At 39.8% G+C, this 20775-nt stretch carries 14 protein-coding genes; 11 read left to right on the top strand and 3 right to left on the bottom strand.

The window, feature by feature from the left end; genetic code table 11:
* Positions 1-23: 23 nt before the first annotated feature.
* The 4 genes from bamA to B5X70_RS12935 all read left to right on the top strand — a co-directional run bounded on the left by bamA (position 24) and on the right by B5X70_RS12935 (position 8422).
* Positions 24-1850 carry an outer membrane protein assembly factor BamA gene (bamA, locus tag B5X70_RS12950; RefSeq protein ID WP_157666467.1) on the top strand — a complete coding sequence of 609 codons (1827 nt, stop codon included), beginning with the start codon at positions 24-26 and terminating at the stop codon, positions 1848-1850.
* Positions 1851-1854: 4 nt separating this feature from the next.
* Complete coding sequence (locus B5X70_RS12945) at positions 1855-5715, top strand: translocation/assembly module TamB domain-containing protein (RefSeq protein WP_079558330.1); 3861 nt, start codon at positions 1855-1857, stop codon at positions 5713-5715.
* A gap of 4 nt (positions 5716-5719) precedes the next feature.
* Positions 5720-7930 carry a tetratricopeptide repeat protein gene (locus B5X70_RS12940; protein ID WP_079558329.1) on the top strand — a complete coding sequence of 737 codons (2211 nt, stop codon included), beginning with the start codon at positions 5720-5722 and terminating at the stop codon, positions 7928-7930.
* Between the two features lie 93 nt (positions 7931-8023).
* Positions 8024-8422, top strand: coding sequence for a DUF3859 domain-containing protein (locus B5X70_RS12935; RefSeq protein ID WP_079558328.1), 399 nt, complete (start codon positions 8024-8026; stop codon positions 8420-8422).
* A gap of 367 nt (positions 8423-8789) precedes the next feature.
* Here B5X70_RS12935 and ychF read toward each other — a convergent pair whose 3' ends face one another.
* Positions 8790-9890, bottom strand: a complete 1101-nt coding sequence (ychF, locus tag B5X70_RS12930; RefSeq protein ID WP_079558327.1) for a redox-regulated ATPase YchF — start codon at positions 9888-9890, stop codon at positions 8790-8792.
* Positions 9891-10316: 426 nt separating this feature from the next.
* Between ychF and B5X70_RS12925 the strand changes: the two genes are divergently transcribed.
* The 4 genes from B5X70_RS12925 (at position 10317) to B5X70_RS12910 (ending at position 13801) form a co-directional block, all read left to right on the top strand.
* Complete coding sequence (locus B5X70_RS12925; RefSeq protein WP_079558326.1) at positions 10317-11843, top strand: GEVED domain-containing protein; 1527 nt, start codon at positions 10317-10319, stop codon at positions 11841-11843.
* A gap of 190 nt (positions 11844-12033) precedes the next feature.
* Entirely contained in the window at positions 12034-12585 is a 552-nt protein-coding gene (locus B5X70_RS12920) for an RNA polymerase sigma factor (RefSeq protein WP_079558325.1), read from the top strand.
* Between the two features lie 101 nt (positions 12586-12686).
* Entirely contained in the window at positions 12687-13142 is a 456-nt protein-coding gene (locus B5X70_RS12915) for a hypothetical protein (protein WP_079558324.1), read from the top strand.
* A 107-nt stretch (positions 13143-13249) separates the two neighbouring features.
* Positions 13250-13801 carry a hypothetical protein gene (locus tag B5X70_RS12910; protein WP_079558323.1) on the top strand — a complete coding sequence of 184 codons (552 nt, stop codon included), beginning with the start codon at positions 13250-13252 and terminating at the stop codon, positions 13799-13801.
* Here B5X70_RS12910 and hisS read toward each other — a convergent pair.
* Entirely contained in the window at positions 13747-15117 is a 1371-nt protein-coding gene (gene hisS / locus B5X70_RS12905) for a histidine--tRNA ligase (protein ID WP_079558322.1), read from the bottom strand. The two genes, B5X70_RS12910 and hisS, sit on opposite strands and share 55 nt — an antisense overlap.
* A 90-nt stretch (positions 15118-15207) precedes the next feature.
* The gene (locus B5X70_RS12900; protein ID WP_157666468.1) at positions 15208-16347 is read right to left on the bottom strand and encodes an acyloxyacyl hydrolase; all 1140 of its coding nucleotides are present in this window, start codon (positions 16345-16347) and stop codon (positions 15208-15210) included.
* Between the two features lie 633 nt (positions 16348-16980).
* On the opposite strand from B5X70_RS12900, the gene B5X70_RS12895 reads away from it, so the two are divergent.
* The 3 genes from B5X70_RS12895 to B5X70_RS12885 are packed head-to-tail and all read left to right on the top strand — an operon-like array spanning position 16981 to position 20737.
* Positions 16981-18000 carry a Fe(3+) ABC transporter substrate-binding protein gene (locus B5X70_RS12895; protein WP_079558320.1) on the top strand — a complete coding sequence of 340 codons (1020 nt, stop codon included), beginning with the start codon at positions 16981-16983 and terminating at the stop codon, positions 17998-18000.
* A 9-nt stretch (positions 18001-18009) separates the two neighbouring features.
* Complete coding sequence (locus tag B5X70_RS12890; protein ID WP_079558319.1) at positions 18010-19677, top strand: ABC transporter permease; 1668 nt, start codon at positions 18010-18012, stop codon at positions 19675-19677.
* Positions 19661-20737, top strand: coding sequence for an ABC transporter ATP-binding protein (locus B5X70_RS12885; RefSeq protein ID WP_079558318.1), 1077 nt, complete (start codon positions 19661-19663; stop codon positions 20735-20737). The genes B5X70_RS12890 and B5X70_RS12885 overlap by 17 nt, the downstream gene beginning before the upstream one ends.
* The last annotated feature ends 38 nt before the right edge of the window (positions 20738-20775 follow it).

Genomic DNA, 20775 nt, shown 5'->3' with positions numbered 1-20775 from the left:
ATATTTGTATAAAATATATGCATTTGAGAGTCAAATACACATACTTAATATTCATTTTTATCCTCATTTTTCCGGTGGTGGTATCCGGACAGCAGGATCCTGTGGTTAGAAAAGTAAAGTTTAAAGGAAATGATAGCTTTTCTAATAAAGACCTGATGAATGAGATATCCTTTACGCATGGCAGGTGGGTTACCCGGAAATTACTGGGGAGAGAAACTTCATATTACAGTGAAGATGCATGGGACATGAACGTAAGGGAGTTAAAACACTTTTACCAATCTCAGGGCTTCATGCACATAAAAGTGCATGAACCGAAAGTGAAGTTCAGTCGTAACCGGCAAAGAGCAAAAGTTACTTTCGTTATTTCAGAAGGAGACCCCGTAATTATTGAATCAGTTAAATTCACAGGAGAGAATCCTGAAATAAACAAAGAACTAAACGATCAGGCCGAAACAAGAAGAAGCATACTGGAAGCCCGAAAAGGAGAACGCTTTCAGGATAATAAAATATGGAACGATCGGGATCGCATTACCCGATTCATGGTTGAAAAGGGTTATGCATATGCTGAAACAGAGCCGGAAATAAGAGCCGATACAACGCGAAATAATGCAACTGTAATCTGGCAACTGTCACCCGGGCCGGTAAGTTATTTCGGAGAAGTTACCATTGAAGGAAACCAGCGCACTCCAACAAATATTGTTGAACGCCAATTGGCTTTTAATCAGGGAGAATTATACAGCAGGCAAAAACTCAACAGATCTCAACAGCAAGTATTTCAGCTTGGAACTTTTCGAGTGGCGTCTGTCAGAGCCAGACTATCCAGGGATTTACATGATACCATTCCGGTGCATATCTCCATTACAGAAGCGCCCCAAACCTCAACAAGGGTTGGGGTGGGTTATGGACGAGAAGATCAGTTCAGAACTTTTATAGATTTTCAGGTGTTGAATTTTACAGGAGGAGCCCGACGCCTAAATCTATTTGCCAAACATTCAGCACTGGAACCATACCGCTTTGAAGCAACCCTGACTCAGCCTGCTGCTTTTAGTCCCAACTCAACTTTGGCACTCTCTCCATCTGTCAGGAGGATGAAAGAACCCGGTTTTGAATTGTTTACCTACGGGGCAAACATCTCTCTTCTTCAAAGAATCAGTGAAAGAGTGAGCGGTTCATTCAATATTTATTACGACAATGTAAACCTTGACACAACTTCAGTAGCATTATTTGAAGATACTGATTTTTTGGCAAAAACATATTCAAAAAGTGGTGTGGCTACTGGTCTATTTTATGACAGCAGTTCTCCCCGATTTGATCCCACACGGGGATGGATGATTGCCTTCAATGCCAGAGCCAATAGCCTTGTTTTTACCGGCGACTATCCGTTTTTAAAATATCAGATAGAAGTTAAAAAATATCAACCATTTTTTGAAATTGCTACTTTGGCCACAAAAATAAAGGCAGGTACTGTTCACTCAGTAGGAAACAATACAGCTATCCCGGTTGAGGAACGTTTCTTTTCAGGTGGTAGTCGCTCTGTTCGCGGGTGGGCACGGCAACAACTCGGACCTACAGATAGCAATGGAGTACCCGTTGGTGGGAAATATTTGTTTGAAATGTCTGTTGAACCAAGGATAAAAATAGTTGGCCCACTTAGCCTGGTTGCCTTTATGGATGTAGGTAATGTGTGGCAAACTTTTGATGACGTGGAGATAGGTGATATTCGTTTTTCTGCCGGGGGTGGCATCCGCTTTGCAACCCCTATCGGGCCAGTGGGTGCAGACATAGCTCGTCCAATTTGGGATGCATCCTCCAGCTGGCAATTTCACATAAATATAGGACACGCGTTCTGATGATATGAAGAAATTAATCAACATATTGATTTGGGCTATTCTGTCACTTTTCTTTTTGGTGATGGGGTTGCTTGTTTTTACCCAAACTGCGCTGTTCCGAAACCTGGTGAAAAATCAAGCTGAAAACATCATCAATAAAAATGTGAATGGCACGGTTAGCATCGGATCAATTCATGGAAACTTCTTTACTCAAATTGAGATTCACGAAATACATGCTTCATTGCCTGATGGAGAACCATTGCTCTCTCTCGATAAAGTAAGCTTAAAATATTCACCATGGCATTTGCTTAAAAACGTCATCAAAATTGATGACATTTTAATGGAGCGACCTGAGGCTTTTCTCCAACAGGAAAATGATTCAGTATGGAATTTTCATCACTTTCTGCCACAACAGGAACATCCAAAGGATGTTCCTGATTCAACTCAGATTAAACCATTTCCTTTTTCAATTAAGATTGGCTCCTTTCATCTTTCAGATGGAAATATTCATCTGGCCATGAAAGACACCATAATCCCCGATCGAATTGAAAATCTCGACATCAACTTAAATGGTTCATATAGCGGGGAAACACTTAAAGCCTCTTTGAACAACATTTCATTTAAAACCCAAAACCCCGATCTTGAGTTAAGAACATTGACGCTTTTATTTGAGACTGACTTTCAGAAATACAATATTCGTAATTTCTATCTGGAAACTGCACATAACTCCATAAATGCAAATGCTTTGTATGAAGGGATGGAGGCTTTTGATGCGGACTTAAACTGGCCTTCGGTTAAAACGGAAGAGTTTGCATTTGCATTGCCGGACATTGTAATTCCGGCAAATCCTGACTTTTTGTTTAATGCCAGTCTCAAGGATGACAGGCTAACATTCAGATTGGGATTGAAATACCATGAAGAGGAGATTCAGGTTTCAGGGTATGCTGATGGCTTTAGTGCTTTGTCGGACAGTAGCCGACGAGAAAAGACTATTATCAACCTGGACTTGAGAGTTGATAATTTCATTCCGGGGAACTGGATTGAAACAGCTGATTTGCCGCTGTTGCTGAACACCCGGTTAAACATCAGTGGAAACGGACTTACAACCAACAGTATGCCTTTGCGAGTGAGAGGCAGTATTTCCGGAACAAGATGGGCAAACTATTTTCTGGAAACCGGAGATATCGACATCACCTATCTTGCCGGAGATACCAGAGCCAATATTAATATTCTCGGAGATTTCGGGAGTCTGTCAACCATCGCTTCGCTTAACATCAATGATCCAAATGGGCCATTCGTTGCGAATATAAAAACAGACAACCTGGCAATTCACCAGATTTTGCCTGAAGTAGTTGACAGCACTTGGGTAAGCTTGCAATTGGACGCAAAAGGCGAAGGTGTTGGGACCGGGGATCTGAGAGCTCGTTTTGAAGTATCACTACAAAATTCAATAATCGAAAAAGTGCCTGTTGACTCCATGTTTCTTTCAGGTCTGTTTGCAGATGATTTGCTGACGCTTGATACGCTGATGATTAAAAATCAGTCTGTGGATGTTAAACTTAAAGCAGATTACTCATTGAGTGGATATGTTCATGCTGATTTGATTGCAGAGATTTACAATACCGAGGCTTTTTCGGCCTGGTTTTCCCAACCTGCGGATTGGGAAAAGCTCTCGTTGAACCTACAGGCGCATGGTCATACCGACAGTCTGACAGTCTCTTTGTCAGGAGAGTCTTCACATCTGAAACTAGACACAACACTTGCTGTAAAATATCTGGAGCTTCTCGCATCAGGTCAGCTAATAAAAATGAAGCCAGACGTTGAACTTTCGCTTTTAGCAGCTGGAATCAATGCTTCCGGAAATGAGGTTGACACACTCACTCTTGCCGGCAGTTACAGGGATGACCGTTGGAATGCACTTGTGACATCCATTCTGCCTGAAAAAATGAAGTTGATTCTGGATGCTTCCGGAAACATTGGAGATGTAATGGAAATTGAACTGCACCAGTTGGATTTCGATTCGCCTTATACGGATATTGCCCTAATGGATCCTCCGGTTCGAATCACTTACAGTGATTCAATCATTCATTTGCAAAATTTTGGATTGTTTGATAAAAATAACGAAGATTTTCATCTCAAAGTCGAAGCCATGTTTCAACATGGAGACTCATTGAGGTTGAGCACTTCAATTCAGAATTTCAACTTGGAATTACTCTCATGGTTCGGGATTTCTCAAACCTATATGAAAGGTTTAGCCAATTTGGATATATCTGTTGAAGGAAATCGTAATGGTTTCCGAATTGATGGGCACTCTTTACTGGATGATGTGGAGTTGGAGCCACTTGCTGTATCAAGAATCGCAACAAATATTTATTACCCCGGCGACACCGTGAAGATTGAAACTGCCATATATAACCGATCTGATGAATCCATCAACATAAAAGCCGAAACCCCACTCGTCATGAATCTGACTGACAGTCTTGTGATTTCCTGGCCGCAAACAGTCAGAGCTCATTTGTGGGCCAATCAAACCAGGTTAAGTGGTTTCTTCCAGAATTTACCAGGTATAGATCAGCCAAAAGCATTAATGACCATCGACTTAAAAGCCGATGGACACATCAATGATCCTCACATAAAAGGATCCATTGATATTATAAATGGAGAAGTGCCTTTGCCGCGATTTGGAATAAATTACAATGACATCCGTTTAAAACTTTTGGTTGACGGAACCAACATTGACCTCGACTCCCTTTTTGTAAGGCATTTTAATGGATCGATGCTTGCCCAGGGAAAGATTGTGATGGACTCCACCTTGTTTTCGGGCAAAGTTAAATCAACTGATGTGTCAATGAGAGCCCGTCAGTTTTACGTTACCCGCCATCGTGATTTTGAAGCACAGATTAATGCAGATGCTTTTTTCAGGGATGTTGATGACAATCCCCGCTTTGGTGGAAACATAAGGGTGTTGCGTTCCAATTGGAATTTACCGGCCATTATGCAACTGGCTCATGACGAGGCCGAAGTAAATGAACCTTTGTTGGTGCAAGCTGTAAGGCGCGAACAGATGGCCGAAACAGAAGGCGCCGACACCATTCGTATCAGGGAGGTACGCGAAAGAAGAACTGGGTTGATGGATCAGCTCACCGGTTCCATTAAATTGAACATCCCGCGGAACACCTGGATTCGTTCACCTGATATGCAGATGGAGCTATTTGGAGATTTAGACATTGTTAAAAACAGTGAGATTTTTGAACTATTTGGCAATCTGGGAATTCATCGTGGGTTTTATACGCTTTATGGAAAAAGACTGACGATTCGTCAGGGTGAATTAAATTTTACCGGTGGCGATACTTTTGATCCCATTGTGAATCTTCGCGCCGAATATGTATTCAGATCCCGTGACAGAGTCCGGCACGTGCTGACTTTGATTGTGTCGGGAAGAGCTACCGATCCTGAAATTAGGTTTGAGTTAGATAGCAATGATATTACCGAGCAGGATGCCATGGCATATTTATTGTTTGGACAACCCTTTGATGAACTTAGTTTTGGCAACCAGGAAGGCGTTTCAAACGCCGTTCCCTCAAGATTGCTTACCGGTTTGGTTTCAGCACAGCTGACAAGAACCATCGGTTCAACATTTAATCTTGATATGATTGAGATTGATGCCGGCGATAATTGGCAAAACACGACCTTTATGGTGGGGAAATATATCACCAACAACCTCTTTGTAACCTATCAAAGAAGTTTTGGCGAAGCAGGAAGTGATGCTATAACGCCAGAAACCATTACTTTGGAATATGAAATCAGCCGTCGTCTTTCGTTGAGGCTGATGCAGGGAGATGTAAAGGACTCTGGAGTGGACTTGATTTTAAAATTTGAAAGGTAACAGAATGGACTATTTGGTTATTCGAAAAAACCAGCAAAAAGTAAATGGCCTGATTAACGAAAAAAGGCTTAAGGAAGCCCTTGATTTACTTTCAGATCTGGTACGTGAAACACATAACAGTGAGATCATTGACAGTCACTACAATCTTGAAATGACTTATAAAAGCCTGTTAAAATATACTGTTGAAGGATTTACCGATCCTGAACGCCAGAAAATATACAACCATCTGGTTACCGACATCTATAAACTGGCCGATGACACTTTCCTATCTTTAAACACAAGGTTTGGTCAGGGGGTGTTTTACGATTTGCGAAGGAAATATAAGGATAACCCGGAGTCAATATACATTAATACATTTAATAATGCTATTGACGAGTTGGATAAGTACAGCCTAATGGAGGGTGATGACCAACCTTATGGTGATGAACTCAACCAGGAATTCCTGAAATTATTTGAGTTGCTTCTCAGCCGGGAAGAGTTATATGCACTAAAAGATGAGAGCGCTGTAGCAAATCTGTTTAAAGGAGAAAAAATGCCCTGGCCTCGCCAGTGCATTTTTGTAAGTGCCATCACCATTCACCTGCTGATGCACTTTAATTATTCTGCACTTCAGCTCTTGTTTGATCTGCTTAAACATCCACATCAGGAGATAAAACAACGAGCGCTTGCAGGGCTATTACTGGTTTTATACAAATACGACAGCCGCTTGTCACTCTATGGAGAAATAACTGAAAGACTTGCTCAAATGAAGGAATCTGATGTTACAGAAACCATATTGCAGACTGCGGTTATTCAGATCATGCGCACCCGCGAAACCGAAAAACTGGCGAGGAAACTTACAGATGAAATTCTTCCCGAAGTTGCTCGCATTCATCCAAACCTAAGAAATCGACTTGATTTGGATAACATCATTGGCGATAAATTTAAGGAGGGGAAAAATCCCGATTGGGAAGATATCTTTTCAGATTCTCCGGAACTGATGAATAAACTTGAAGAGTTTTCAAAACTTCAAATGGAGGGATCTGATCTGTTTCTTTCAACATTCAGAATGCTGAAACATTTCCCGTTTTTTAGCCGCATGGACAATTGGTTTCTCCCGTTTTCATACCCCAACCCAATTGTGGCTGATATTTTGAAAAATGAATCGGCTCCATTTCAAAATCCCGATCTGTTGAAAGGTATGGCAGAATCCGGAATTTTATGTAATTCAGATAAGTTTTCGCTGATTTTGAGCATTCCGCAAATGCCATCAGCCCAGAAGGGAATGATGGGACAGATGTTTATGGCTGAAATTGGAGCAATTCGAGAAATTGAGAAGAGCGACCAATTAATAGGCCCCGAGAAACAGGCTCTTTCCATCTCAAATCAATACATACAGGATCTGTATCGGTTTTTCAGGGTTTATCCTAAAAAGGATGGTTTTGAAGATCCATTTTCATGGAGCCTCGATTTTTATAACAAATGGTTTGTACAAACCATTTTTAAAGATGGTGATTTTTATCTGAAACTTGGAGAATACCTCTTTAATAAGGATCGATACCCCGAGGCATTAGAATGTTATAATGCGGCCTCAGATATGGCAAAGCCTACCATGCAGATTTTACAAAAGCAGGCATTTTGCCATCAGCAAAATGCACAATATAAGCAGGCTTTAGATCTTTATTTAAAAGCCGACCTGTTTAATGATAAACAGGTTTGGAATCTAAAAAAAATTGCACTCTGTTACCGTCATCTCAACAATCCGGAAAAAGCACTGGAATACTATCAGAAAGCAGAAAAAGTAAAACCTGACGATCTCCACAACCAATTGAGTATAGGTCACTGTTTATTGGAGTTGAAGGATTTTGAACAAGCTCTGAAATACTATTTTAAAGTAGAATATCTGGCTCCTGATAATAAAAAAGTATGGCGACCTATTGTTTGGTGTGCTTTGGCCCTCGGCAAATTTGATCAGGCCGGGAAGTACTGTGATAAGTTGTTGCAGAACCAGCCTTCGTACCATGATTACATCAATATGGGACACGTTAAGTGGTGTGAAAAGAACCGTGAAGAAGCTCTGCAATGGTACCAAAAGGGAATAAAGCAGCCCGGGTTTTCAATGAAAGAGTTTCTGGATACGCTCCAAAACGACAAAGAGATATTAACTAAACACGGGGTAGATGAAACTGATATACCCATTATGATAGATCAATTAAGGTATTATCTGCAATCTTAATATTATTGTTTATTTCATTAAAGAGGTGGAAAAGACTCGCTTACTGTTTGTCTTTGAAGATTCCAATATTACTAGATAAATATTTCAGGAAATATGCCCAAAAAGAAAGCTGTTATAGAACTATACAGTTATGGAATTTATGCACCCTGGGACAGAGAGTCCAAGCAAATTCCAAAATTACTGAAGATTACAACTTATATACCCGTTGAACCGGAAATTGAATTTGGTTACGTATTAAAAATCAGGAAAGCCAAAGGTTCTAAAATTACCTTTATAATGAATCACCCACCTTTCAGAGATAGTGAGGGCAATGTATCACCTCCTTTTGAAGGAAGCGAATTTGTGAACAGTAATGATTGGTCTTTTTTCCTGGGAGATACTGTTTGGCCTCCATACGAGGATAAAGCAGGTATATGGGAATTGATTACTTTTCTTGACGGGGAAGAGATTGCCAGGAAAACATTCAATTTATATAGCAGCGATAACGATTAAGAGAGGGTTATGCTAAACAAGAAAGTACCGAAAGCGATTAGTACTAGTACTATAATCACCTCAATAACAGAATAAATAAAAATCTTGCGTTTAAGTTTAGCAATGGTTTCTGTCTCCTTCTCCTCTGTTCTTAAAATATTAAACTTCACTTTTCTTTTTTTTCAAAACAACATTCTTATTTGACACTCTCTAACTACAAATAAAAAGATTAAAATTTACTCTTCCAACCACTGCATCATAGGTTTATGATAATTTAACTCTTTTTCCTGATAAAATAAGGCTTTTCCGGGATGAAAAATTAAAAATTGTTTTCAGACAAAGTGTTCTTTTTACATTTTACCCCAAAACACACGATGCAAGATTGTTTTTACACGTTAAATCGGAAATGCATGATGTCTCCGTCACAAACTTTATACTCCTTCCCTTCAACATTCATTTTGCCTGCTTCTTTACAGGCATGCTCCGAACCATATTTTACATAGTCATTGTATTTAATAACTTCTGCGCGAATAAATCCTTTCTCAAAGTCAGTGTGGATTACCCCGGCAGCCTGAGGCGCAAGTGCACCTTTCGGGAAAGTCCAGGCTCTTACTTCTTTTTCTCCCGCAGTAAAGTATGTTTGTAGTTCAAGCAGTTTATATGCACTCCTGATCAGTTTCGCCACGCCCGACTCTTTAAGGCCGATGTCTTCCAGAAACATCTGTCGCTCCTCGTAAGTCTCCAATTCAGCTATGTCTGCCTCTGTTTGTGCTGCGATAACCAATATCTCTGCACTCTCTTCTTTTATGGCTTCCTTTACAGCTTCAACATGTTGGTTGCCATTAACAACTGAATTCTCGTCAACATTACAAACATACATCACAGGTTTATTGGTCAAAAGGAACAATTCACCTGCAACTTTTTCTTCGGGAACGGATAACTCAACTGTGCGAGCCGATTTTCCCTGTAGTAAAGCATCTCTGTACTTTACGAGTACCTCATAAAGTTTTTTGCTGTCAGGGTCTTTTGCTGTTTTGGCAATTTTCTCAACCTTTGGCAAACGGGTCTCAATGGTCTCCAGATCTTTCAACTGGAGTTCTATATCAATAACCTCCTTATCGCGAACCGGATCTACAGATCCGTCAACATGGGTTACATTGTCATCCTCAAAACAACGCAATACATGAATGATTGCATCCGTTTCGCGGATGTTCGCCAAAAACTTATTTCCCAATCCTTCTCCCTTACTGGCACCTTTAACCAATCCTGCTATATCAACAATTTCAACAGTGGTGGGAACAACCCTTTGCGGTTTAACAAGTTTTTCAAGCTCTGTTAACCGGTCGTCAGGCACAGTTATAACTCCAACATTGGGTTCAATTGTACAAAAAGGAAAGTTTGCCGATTGTGCTTTTGCATTCGACAAGCAGTTAAACAGTGTCGATTTTCCAACATTAGGAAGTCCAACTATTCCACACTTTAAAGCCATCTCTAATTAATTCACTCGTGAGTAATTCATAATAATGTCTGTCACTAAGCAATAATTGCAGCCAGACAAAAAAATCGACTGCAAAAGTAATCTATTTTTTTCGATATGCGTGATGGAGCTAGTTTAATTTTCTCATTGAGGATTAATTGGTCACACTCATTTCAAAATCTATGATTTTGAAATGAAGAGAGGTCTTTGACTTTTTTTATTTACAAAAGGAGTTTGTTTTTGAATTGAGGCCTTCGAGAGCGAGATTTTCAAAAAACCTAATCGAGAAACTTTACAGTTAACACTGAGGTGTAGTCAATTGCTCAATTAAATTTCACTTTTTGTCAAAACTGATTAACAAAAAATTAGTGAAGTTCATAAAAAAAGATATTTTTACCGCACATTTAGCCTTATCAACATCTACTAAAACAAGACATTATGAAAAATGAATTAAGAAAAACATTGACTTTTGTGACTTTTCTTTTGATGTTGCATGTCAGTGTTCAGTCTCAATCATCAATATTATTAAATGAGACATTTGAAACAATGGTTGATTTCCCTTCAGGGGGATGGGATGTGGTGTGGAGTCATGGAGTTGAAATTGAAGATGAGATGCTTCGAATTTCATCCGGTGGCATAATTCTAAGTCCCGAAGTACCTATTGATTGGAATGATACAGACCAGATCAGAGTATCCTTTAGGTACAACAATACAGTAACAGAAGAGCAGGAAAGCAACATCCCAATGACCCTTAATTTGTCATTATGGGAATCTCAGGAACGTTCTGGAAATTCACCAACTGGTGGACATATAACTAATTACAAGGTGCTAAATACTACCAAGCAGTTTAAAACAGTAATGTTTTCACTGACAGAGGCGGAGTGGGAACACAGCTCTCTGGTTCTTAGTTTTAATTTTGAAGGTGGAACACACGGTAGTTCAGCCTCCTTTTTGGATGATATACAATTAATTGCTTCGAAAGCAACAGCTGAGCCAGTATCTGATTTTACATCTGATTTAAAAACTGCAACTACCAATCAGTCGGTTTCTTTTTTTGATCTTTCAACAGAAGCTCCAACCCATTACACATGGCTTTTTGAGCCGGCAGAAGATGTTGTTTTTCTGGAAGGTACATCAGCTAACTCTGCAAATCCGATCGTGAGTTTTGGGAACCACGGTTCGTACTCTGTTACATTATTGGTTGAGAATTCTTTTGGAAGTGATTTCATTTCCAAGCCAAACTTTTTAACCATTAGCTGTAGTGCTATTTCAAATGATTATTACAATGGGCATATCTCAAGTGTAACGATTAATGAAAATATTAATACCTCACATCGATCTCAATACTCCGATTTTACATGGGTATATAATGAAGTGGATTTATCGGTTTTAGACCAGTTAACAATTTCTGCTGCCGCCGATAATTGGCAGGCATTCAACTCTCAAATGTTTTGGGCATTATTTATTGATTGGAATAATGATGGCATTTTTGATTCAGCACCGTATATTGAGGTTAATTCTCATGATTCCCCGGGAGTTGTATGGGAAATTCCATTATCAGAAGATGTTGAAGAGGGACAGATTAAAGTTCGGATAATTTTGGCAAGTACTCTTGAGGATGCCGAAACTGCATGTGGTAATATAGCCTTTGGTGAGATTGAAGATTATACAATATCTTTTGTGAGAAGTGATGACAACGGAGCTCCTACACAAATCTACAGTCCTAAATACAATGAGAAGCCGGTTGCTGTTTATATATCCGGAAACCGATTGGAAATTCATATGGATAATTGTAACTCAGATTTGTTTTCAATTCGTTTAATCAGTTTGTGTGGTCAGGTATTGAAATCGGTTCAGACTAATCAATCTGTTTATGCATTAGATTTACCATCTCATTCTGCAGCCTATATAGTAAGAATTGCGTCTGCATCCCGGCTTTCGGTGTTTAAAGTACTTAATCGATAGTGAATTCATCTGGAGGATTTTTAAGCCAATGCTCTTAAGCAAAATCAGAGATCTAACAAAAATAATGGCTTAAAGGATAACCTGGAAATATTTTATAAAAGAGGCTGTTTGATTTTACAGTCTCTTTTTTTGTACCTTCGTAGGTCGAAATTTTAAAAGTAAACCAAGAAAAGCTTATAGTTAGCGAAAAATGCACCTCTCCGATCAGGAAATATTAGCCATGATGGCGATGCCTCAGCAGCGCGAGGAAGCTTTTAAGTTACTCGTTAACAAGTTTAGTCAGCGTCTGTATTGGCATTTGCGAAAGATGGTTGTTATACATGAGGATGCTGATGATTTGTTGCAAAATACTTTCGTAAAAGTTTGGAATAATCTGGATCGATTCAGAGGGGACTCATCGCTTTTTACCTGGCTATACAGAATTGCAACCAATGAGGCGCTTAATTATCTCAACAAAAAAAGAACAGAGTTGCTGAATTCATTCGACGATTTGGAGAATATAATGTCTGGCAGGATTGATGAAGATCCTCTTTTTACTGGAGATGAGATCCAAAAGCGACTTCAAAAAGCAATCCTCTCTCTTCCTGATAAACAAAGGCTGGTTTTTAACATGAAGTATTTTGATAATTTGAAGTATGAAGAGATGGCTGATATTCTGAACACCTCTGTGGGTGCTCTAAAAGCTTCATATTTTCATGCAGTAAAAAAGATTGAAGCATTGATTAATAATGAACTATTTTAATATGGTATTTAATTGATTAAACCTTTTAAAGAACCAACAATCAAAGAAATAAACAAACGCCATACGGCTGTTTGTAGGGAGCGAAATACCGGTTATTATAAATGCCGGAGATATATGGTTCCATTTCATTTATAAAGCCAATGGATAAAGACAAGAAAATATGGAGTAAAGAACTTCCTTTTAAAGTCCCTGAAGGGTACTTTAATGAGTTTGAGTCCAATCTTTTTCAAAAAATCAATATCGAAGAAAAAGAAGAGGTTGTTACACCTGTGAAGAAACTTTCTGTTTTTGCACCATGGATTGGAATGGCTGCAGCTTTTTTAATCATTGCGCTTGTATATAAGCAGCTGCCTGAACGGATATTTCCGGATACTTTTATGCAAACAGAATCGGTGCAGTCAATTGAGTTCTACCAGGTAACACCGGCTGACTACTTTAAAGAATATGAACTTTTAGAGTTCATTTCAGAAACAGAAAGCCTGATTATTCTTCCGGACAGTACCTTTTTTGATGCTATTGACGAGGAAGAGTTGATAATGTTGACTTTATTCTATTAAAGTTTTAAGTACGATACAGATATTGAGACCCGATTTGTTTGTGAGAATCAGGCTGGGGTTTATAGCCTGGGTTACAACAATAAGTCAAAAGATAAATTTTATAGATCATGAATAGAGTATTAGCCATCATATTTTTAGGGATGCTTTTTTTCTCTGCGTATTCGCAGGAGAAATGCTCCAAGGCAGAGCAGATTCAAAGGTTTAAAGATCAGAAGACATCATTTATATCTGAAAGAATTGGTCTTAATGATGCCGCCTCAAATCGATTTTGGCCTGTTTATAATAACTACTCTCATAAAAAGGATAGCCTTATTGCGACCAGGAGTATGGCCAGACGGAATCTTGAAACTAACATGGCTAATATGACCAACGCTGAAAAAGAGGCTTTGGTTGATTTGCAAATTCGCCTGAGATGGCAGGAGGCCGAACTCGATAGACATTATCACGAGAAATTCAAAAGAATACTAACCGTTGATCAGCTGATAAAACTTTATCAGGCGGAACATGAATTCAGAATGCGACTGATCCGACAGATTCGCGAATTAAATGCAAAATTTATGAATGAGCCGGGATCAGATTCTGAGATCTCCTGTGAGGGTGTTTTTTATAAACCACTAACGACTGTTTGGATGGCATTCTCAACAGATAAAGTTTCCTGAGTTCCCGCGTTCATGTCTTTTATGGTTATTTGGTTTGAATTTAACTCGCTTTCACCAATGATGGCCACAAACCGAATACCTTTTTTATCGGCATAATTCATTTGCTTTTTCATTTTGGCACCATCCGGATATATTTCCGTGCGAATTCCATTTTTACGCATGGTGTTGGCAATTTTTAAAGCAAAGGCAGCCTCTTTCTCTCCGAAATTTACGAAAAGTAACTGAGTGGCAGCGGTCACATCTGTTGGGTACAAATCCAACTGATTCATGACATCAAAAATGCGGTCTGCACCAAAAGAGATGCCCACTCCCGAAACATTTTTGAGCCCAAATATTCCGGTTAGATCATCGTATCTACCACCACCGGTAATGCTACCAATTTCTACATCAAGAGCTTTGACTTCAAAAATTGCCCCGGTATAGTAATTTAGTCCGCGTGCCAGCGTCAGATCAACTTCAACAGGCGTGTTTAACCCAAGCGACTTGGTGTGATTCAAAACAATTTTCAGTTCATCCACGCCTTTTAATCCCACTTCAGAGTAAGCCAGCACACTTGATAATGCGTTTAGTTTTGAGAAATTATCGCCCGAAAGAGCCAATATTGGCTGAAGTTTTGATATGGCTTCATTACTCAACCCTTTGTCTTCAAGCTCCTGATTAACCTTTTGTAGTCCAATTTTCTCAAGTTTGTCAATCGCCACGGTGATATCAACCATGCGGTTTGGTTCACCGATTATCTCAGCAATGCCAGCCAAAACCTTACGATTGTTGAGCTTTACAACCACCCGAATGTTTAATTGCCGATAAACCTCATCCACTATCTGAATTAATTCAACTTCGTTTAGTAAACCATCACTGCCTATAACATCCACATCGCACTGGAAAAACTCCCGGTATCTTCCTTTTTGAGGTCTGTCGGCGCGCCAAACGGGTTGTATCTGGTATCTTTTGAATGGAAAAGTGAGGTCGTTCTGATGTTGTACAACAAATCTGGCAAATGGTACAGTTAAATCATAACGCAAACCCTTCTCACTTATTTGGCCAGTAACGCGGCCGGAATCTCCTGCTTCAAGAAGAGCTTTGTCTGCTTTCGATAAGAAATCCCCCGAATTGAGAATTTTAAAAAGCAGTTTATCACCTTCCTCACCATATTTTCCCAGCAGAGTGTCCAGATTCTCCATGGCAGGAGTTTCAATTGGCATATATCCATACATCCTGAAAACACCCTTTATTGTGTCAAATATGTAATTTCGTCTCACCATTTCCAATGGTGAAAAATCTCTGGTGCCTTTTGGTATGGATGGTTTCTGTGCCATGATTTACTCTTTTACGACTTATGATTTTATTTAGCTTTAAAGTGGGATAATGAATTCAGGGGTGCAAAGTTAAAAAAGAATCGCAAAATATCATTGCCATAAACGCACACCTACACCATATTCTACCCAGTCGGCTTTAAAGCCGGCCTGGGTTTTAAGCCCCAGCTGAAAATATAAACGTTCTCCGGCATCCATTTTAATTGCAGGTCTTAAAAAGAAATTTCCTTTCAAATCGTGTCCTCTGGCATGAAGATAGGTTCCAACCTGCATTCTTAAAGTTAATTGCCAAAACATGAAATCATAACCGGTATGTGCTCCATAGAAGTCATGTCGCTTATCCGGATATCTGGACTTCAGACTATTGTCATAGAAAAAATTCAGACCGCCGGTAAGTCCGTTTTTACTGTTCAGTTTATACTGGTACTCTGCTGTGGCGGTAATGGTTCCATATTGTTTCCCGGTTCCTTTGTCTTCATCGTTTTGAACAAAGCCGCCAGCACCATAAATCCAAAAAGATCCCGTACGAATTTTCTCGGGAGATTTAAACACCTCTAACATCGGTCGCACATCCAGTAATGTGGTTGGATGGGAAGTGTTGTCTATTCTATTTTGTTGTATATTAAAATGATATCTCAACCCCAAATTAAATCCCCACATATTTAATCCTGCATTTGGACGAAAAGTACGACCGTTGCTGAAGTGAGTGATATCCAGACCATAAAGAAAATCCAATTCGCGGTTAAGTCGGTACTTGGCTCCAATGTTTAAATTGAAATACACATTAAATCGGGAGCCAATGGCATCGTTCAGGTAATTTTTCTCTTCGTCGAATGGCTTTAAGTCATAACTCAAACCCAGAGCGGGATCAAGAACCATTTGGTGACGATGATGATGAAACAGTGGGAAGGAAATAAATCCATACACCGCACTTGGGGTTCCCAGTAAATCGGGATTGCCAATAAAACCGCTGTACCAGCCAAAACCGTATGCCGGGTATAGATACATGTTTTGCCAACCCTCAGGGTTGCTGCTTTGCCAGCCATATCGCACCTGTAAGGCTCCGTATCCGTTCGACAGGGCTTCAGAAAGTGATTCTCCTGTATATAAATGGCTTCCTGAATGACCGCGTATTTCAAGGAAACGAAAATCGCGGTGGTTTGGCATATGTTGAGCCTTTAAGGCTCCTGCCAGAAACATGGCGATGAGTAAGATATGCGGTTTTAACAACATGATTAACATATTTGAGTCAGAGCTAGAATTAGCTCCGCAAGATACATATAATCTTTCCGAAATTCGAGATTTCGAAAATCACCTTATAGGTTTTATTACAATAAAACATCTTAAGTGTTCAAATATGAGATCCATTCTTGTAAAATAATGGATTGCAAATATATCTTTAAATTGAGATAATTTATTCTAATAAATTAATGAATAATCTTTATTCAATTTTGAAATTGAATAAACAGGGATTGAAGCCTGTCTATAAAGAAAAGAGATGATGTGTTTGTTTAAAGACATTAGTGTCCGGTAAAAAGTTGTTTTGCCCCTAACGGGGCAATAGTTCTTTTCCAACTAATTGCTTTACCGATCTTTAGTCCCTAACGGGACTGTGCCGTAGGCGCAGAATGTCGGTAGAGAAAATTTAACCCCAATCCCAAGTGTCCCTTAGGGACACAACAATTAGCAGGCATTATAGCATCTTGTCTAAAAATTTACCGGACATTAATGGTTGAAAGATTTCAAAAAACTGATTAATCCTTTCTATTTAGAATGATTCTAATTAAATTTGCAGATTGAAAAATGGATAAAGAATGCCTTCGGGTTTGGAGAATCCGGAGGAAGAAATAACTAAAAAAGATATCTATGTTATTAAAACGTATGCTGGCAATATCTGTTGCAGCTGTTCTAATGTTTGGGTGTACTCGTCACGCGGAGGTGGTAAATGTTTATTCCGGTCGTCATTATCAGGCCGATGAGCGGTTGTTCAGAGAGTTCACCGAACAGACAGGTATCCGGGTAAACCTTGTAAAGGCCAATTCAGATCAATTACTTAACAGGCTGGAGATGGAAGGTGAAAGGTCACCTGCTGATATCATCATCACGGCAGATGCCGGGCGACTTATCATTGCCAAAGAGAAAGGATTATTACAGCCAATTTATTCTGAAAAGGCAACACAGCTGGTGCCTTTGCATTTTCGCGATAGCGAAAATTTCTGGCTGGGATTCACTAAGCGCGCACGCGTAATAATTTATCCCAAAGGAAGAATTAATCCATCTGAACTTGACAGTTATGAGTCCCTTACTGAGAATCATTGGAACGGCCGGGTGCTTGTCAGGTCTTCTCAGAATCACTATAACCAAACTTTGATGGCCTCAGTTTTGGCTGCTCATGGAGGGGAAGGTGCAGAGAACTGGGCACGCGGAATTGTAAATAACATGGCACGAAATCCCATTGGTAACGACAGGGATCAAATCAAGGGAATCGCTGCGGGAGAAGGTGATATTGCCATTGCAAATACGTACTATATTGGTCTGATGCTAAATTCGGTGAACAGGGAAGAGCGGGAAGTGGCTTCACAAATGGGGGTGTTTTTTCCAAACCAGAACGATCGGGGTACGCATGTAAATATTAGTGGAATTGGAATCACAGCGAATTCTCCAAACTATAATAATGCAGTATTACTGACGGAATTCCTTTTGAGCGAACATGCGCAGAATGTATTTGCCAGTGAGAATTATGAATACCCTGTAAACCCTAATGTTGAGTGGCCGGAATTGTTAAAAAGCTGGGGAGAGTTTAAATCAGATACATTACCGTTACATAACTTGGGCGAATTTATTCATCAGGCTATGATTACTTTTAACAACGCAGGCTGGGAGTAGAACAGATATATGATTGAAAAACTAAAACGGTTTTCAACACCGATTCGCATTAGAAACTACTTTAACGGCTGGATGGGCATCTCGTTTCTGGTATGTCTGGCTGTGGCTTTCCCATTGATGATTATTTTCGGGCATCTCTTTAAAACAGGGGATGCTTCGTGGCAACACATTACCGGGAATCTGCTGCCTGCTTATACCATCAACACGCTGATTCTCATGGGCGGAGTTGCGGTGCTGGTTACCCTGATTGGTGTTTCAACCGCCTGGTTGGTGAGCATGTACAAGTTTCCGGGCAGGCGTGTATTTCAATGGTTATTGGTTCTCCCCATTGCAATTCCTGCATATATTTTAGGTTTTACATGGGTTGGTATGCTGGACTACACCTCTCCGGCCTATGTGTACTTAAGAAATAATTTTGGTTTTGAAACCGGTCAGTTTTTGTTTTTCAATATCCTGTCGATGCCTGGCGCTATCGTCATACTCTCTCTCTCTTTTTATCCATATGTATATCTGTTGGCACGAACCTGGTTCATGCAACAATCAGCCTCTATTTTAGAAGCCGGATACTCACTGGGACACAAACCGCTATCCGTTTTCTTTAGAATTGCGCTTCCATTGTCACGCCCAGCTTTGGTTGCAGGTGTTTCTTTGGCTTTGATGGAAGTGTTAAACGATTACGGACTTGTGAGTTATTTTGGTGTTGACACATTTACCACTGGCATATTTTCTGCCTGGTTTGCTTTTGGAAGTCCTGTTTCAGCCATTAAACTGAGTGGATATCTGATGATATTTGTACTGATATTATTAATGGCAGAACGGCTGCACAGAGGTGACAGAAGGTATGATTCTGTTGGTAGTCAGTTTCGCCCTTTGCGACAAAAGAAATTAAACCGTCTGAATGGATTTCTGGCAATGTTCACTGTTATGATACCTGTTTTACTCGGATTTATCTTGCCTGTTGCGATGTTGATATACTGGAGCATTCAAACCAGTCATCTGGCCTTTGATCATCGCTTTTTCAGCCTTCTAAAAAATAGTTTTCTACTGGCTTCATTGGCTGCCGTGCTGGTTATCGCTATTTCCGTTTTAATCGGGTTTACAGTTCGTACATTTCCTTCCAGAATGGCTCGTTTCATGACCCGGTTTGCTACCATTGGTTATGCCATTCCCGGGGCAATTATAGCGGTAGGGTTGCTGGTTCCTTTTATTTGGATTGACAATCAACTGGCACGTTTTACAGGAGGCACTGGTGGCATCATAATTACCGGAACATGGTTCACTCTGGTATTTGCTTATGCGGTTCGGTTTATGGCTGTTGGATACAACAGCATTGAAAGTGTCATGGCAAAGACGTCTATTTCTCTGGATGAAGCATCACGATCCCTGGGCATGTCAAACAGAAACACGCTCTTTAAAATATTGATCCCGGTGATTCATCCCGGAATTCTGGCCGGAGCTTTACTGGTCTTTATTGATGTTTTAAAAGAGTTGCCTCTTACACTGATTCTCCGCCCGTTCAATTTTGACACACTGGCGATTCGTGCATTTGAGTTTGCGTCGGACGAGCGGGTTCCCGAAGCTGCCCCCGCTTCATTGGTAATTATTATTGTTGGTCTAATGGCCGTACTTTTATTAAGAAAAACACTAAAAAAGCAAGGTTATGTCCATCATCCTTAGCGCAAAAAATCTTACGAAAACATACCCGGGAAATAAATACCGGTCGCTGATTAATTTTAATCTTAGTGTAGAAAAAGGTCAAATAACAGCGCTGCTCGGCGAAAGTGGTTGTGGAAAAACTACAGCTCTGAGAATTATTGCTGGATTCGAGAGTTCAGAAAAGGGGGAGGTTATTATTAATAACCGGGTTATGGCAAATGAACGGCTCTTTACAGAACCTAACAACCGGGGTGTTGGAATCGTATTTCAGGATTATGCTCTATTTCCACACAAAACTGTATGGAAGAATATCGTATTTGGTCTTAATAAACTTCCCAAAAATGAACAGCAATCTGTGGCCGAGAGAGTTCTTTCTTTAACTGGTTTGAAGGGGTATGAAAACAGATATCCTCATCAATTATCTGGCGGTCAGAAGCAAAGGGTCGCGTTGGCGAGGGCATTGGCTCCAAACCCTGGAGTTTTACTCATGGATGAACCTTTCTCCAACATCGACTCCATGAAAAAAAATCAAATCAGAGAAGAGATCAGAGAGATATTAAAGGCTGCCGGAACAACAGTAGTTTTTGTGACTCATGATACCAAAGATGTTTTGGCTATTGCAGACCGGGTTGCTGTTATGAAAGAAGGTGTGTTAATGCAGGAAGGAACGCCGAAAGAAATATTCAACCATCCGGCAAACGAATATATTGCTCATTTTTTTGGCAAAACAAATATATTTAAAGGTGATGTTGTTGAAAAAGGGAAAGTTGAATCTGAAATTGGGGTATTCAATTTATCTAAAAGCAAAGATCTTGGGAAAAGTATTTCGATATCAGTTCGTCCCAATTCATTTTTAGTACACACCACCGCACAGACAGGTACAGTTCCGGTTAAAGTAAAAAAGCGTATTTTTATGGGCGAGTATACCGAACTCATTTGCAATACTAAATCCGGATTTGAATCAGAGAATGATTTACTTGTGCATCTTTCACCTGATTTTCATTTTCCTGGTGATCGATTGTGGCTTGAAGTGGATGAGAAAAATGCATGGTTGATGGATAATTCAGAAAGCCTTGTATAACCGGATTGGCTTTTAATGCAAGTCGCACAAAGTTATTG

Origin of the sequence: Alkalitalea saponilacus (assembly GCF_900168165.1) — a bacterium.
GTDB classification, from domain to species: Bacteria; Bacteroidota; Bacteroidia; order Bacteroidales; family Marinilabiliaceae; genus Natronoflexus; species Natronoflexus saponilacus.
The sequence above is the reverse complement of the archived record's forward strand: the minus strand, read 5'-3'. Positions and strand labels throughout refer to the sequence as shown.

Excerpts from the sequence above, each read along its gene's own strand:
- B5X70_RS12910 (WP_079558323.1), top strand. The coding sequence starts at position 13,250 with ATGAATAGAGTATTAGCCATCATATTTTTAGGGATGCTTTTTTTCTCT.
- ychF (WP_079558327.1), bottom strand. The coding sequence starts at position 9,890 with ATGGCTTTAAAGTGTGGAATAGTTGGACTTCCTAATGTTGGAAAATCG.
- B5X70_RS12900 (WP_157666468.1), bottom strand. The coding sequence starts at position 16,347 with ATGTTGTTAAAACCGCATATCTTACTCATCGCCATGTTTCTGGCAGGA.
- B5X70_RS12895 (WP_079558320.1), top strand. The coding sequence starts at position 16,981 with ATGTTATTAAAACGTATGCTGGCAATATCTGTTGCAGCTGTTCTAATG.
- B5X70_RS12945 (WP_079558330.1), top strand. The coding sequence starts at position 1,855 with ATGAAGAAATTAATCAACATATTGATTTGGGCTATTCTGTCACTTTTC.
- hisS (WP_079558322.1), bottom strand. The coding sequence starts at position 15,117 with ATGGCACAGAAACCATCCATACCAAAAGGCACCAGAGATTTTTCACCA.
- B5X70_RS12890 (WP_079558319.1), top strand. The coding sequence starts at position 18,010 with ATGATTGAAAAACTAAAACGGTTTTCAACACCGATTCGCATTAGAAAC.
- B5X70_RS12940 (WP_079558329.1), top strand. The coding sequence starts at position 5,720 with ATGGACTATTTGGTTATTCGAAAAAACCAGCAAAAAGTAAATGGCCTG.
- B5X70_RS12925 (WP_079558326.1), top strand. The coding sequence starts at position 10,317 with ATGAAAAATGAATTAAGAAAAACATTGACTTTTGTGACTTTTCTTTTG.
- B5X70_RS12935 (WP_079558328.1), top strand. The coding sequence starts at position 8,024 with ATGCCCAAAAAGAAAGCTGTTATAGAACTATACAGTTATGGAATTTAT.
- B5X70_RS12920 (WP_079558325.1), top strand. The coding sequence starts at position 12,034 with ATGCACCTCTCCGATCAGGAAATATTAGCCATGATGGCGATGCCTCAG.
- B5X70_RS12915 (WP_079558324.1), top strand. The coding sequence starts at position 12,687 with ATGCCGGAGATATATGGTTCCATTTCATTTATAAAGCCAATGGATAAA.
- B5X70_RS12885 (WP_079558318.1), top strand. The coding sequence starts at position 19,661 with ATGTCCATCATCCTTAGCGCAAAAAATCTTACGAAAACATACCCGGGA.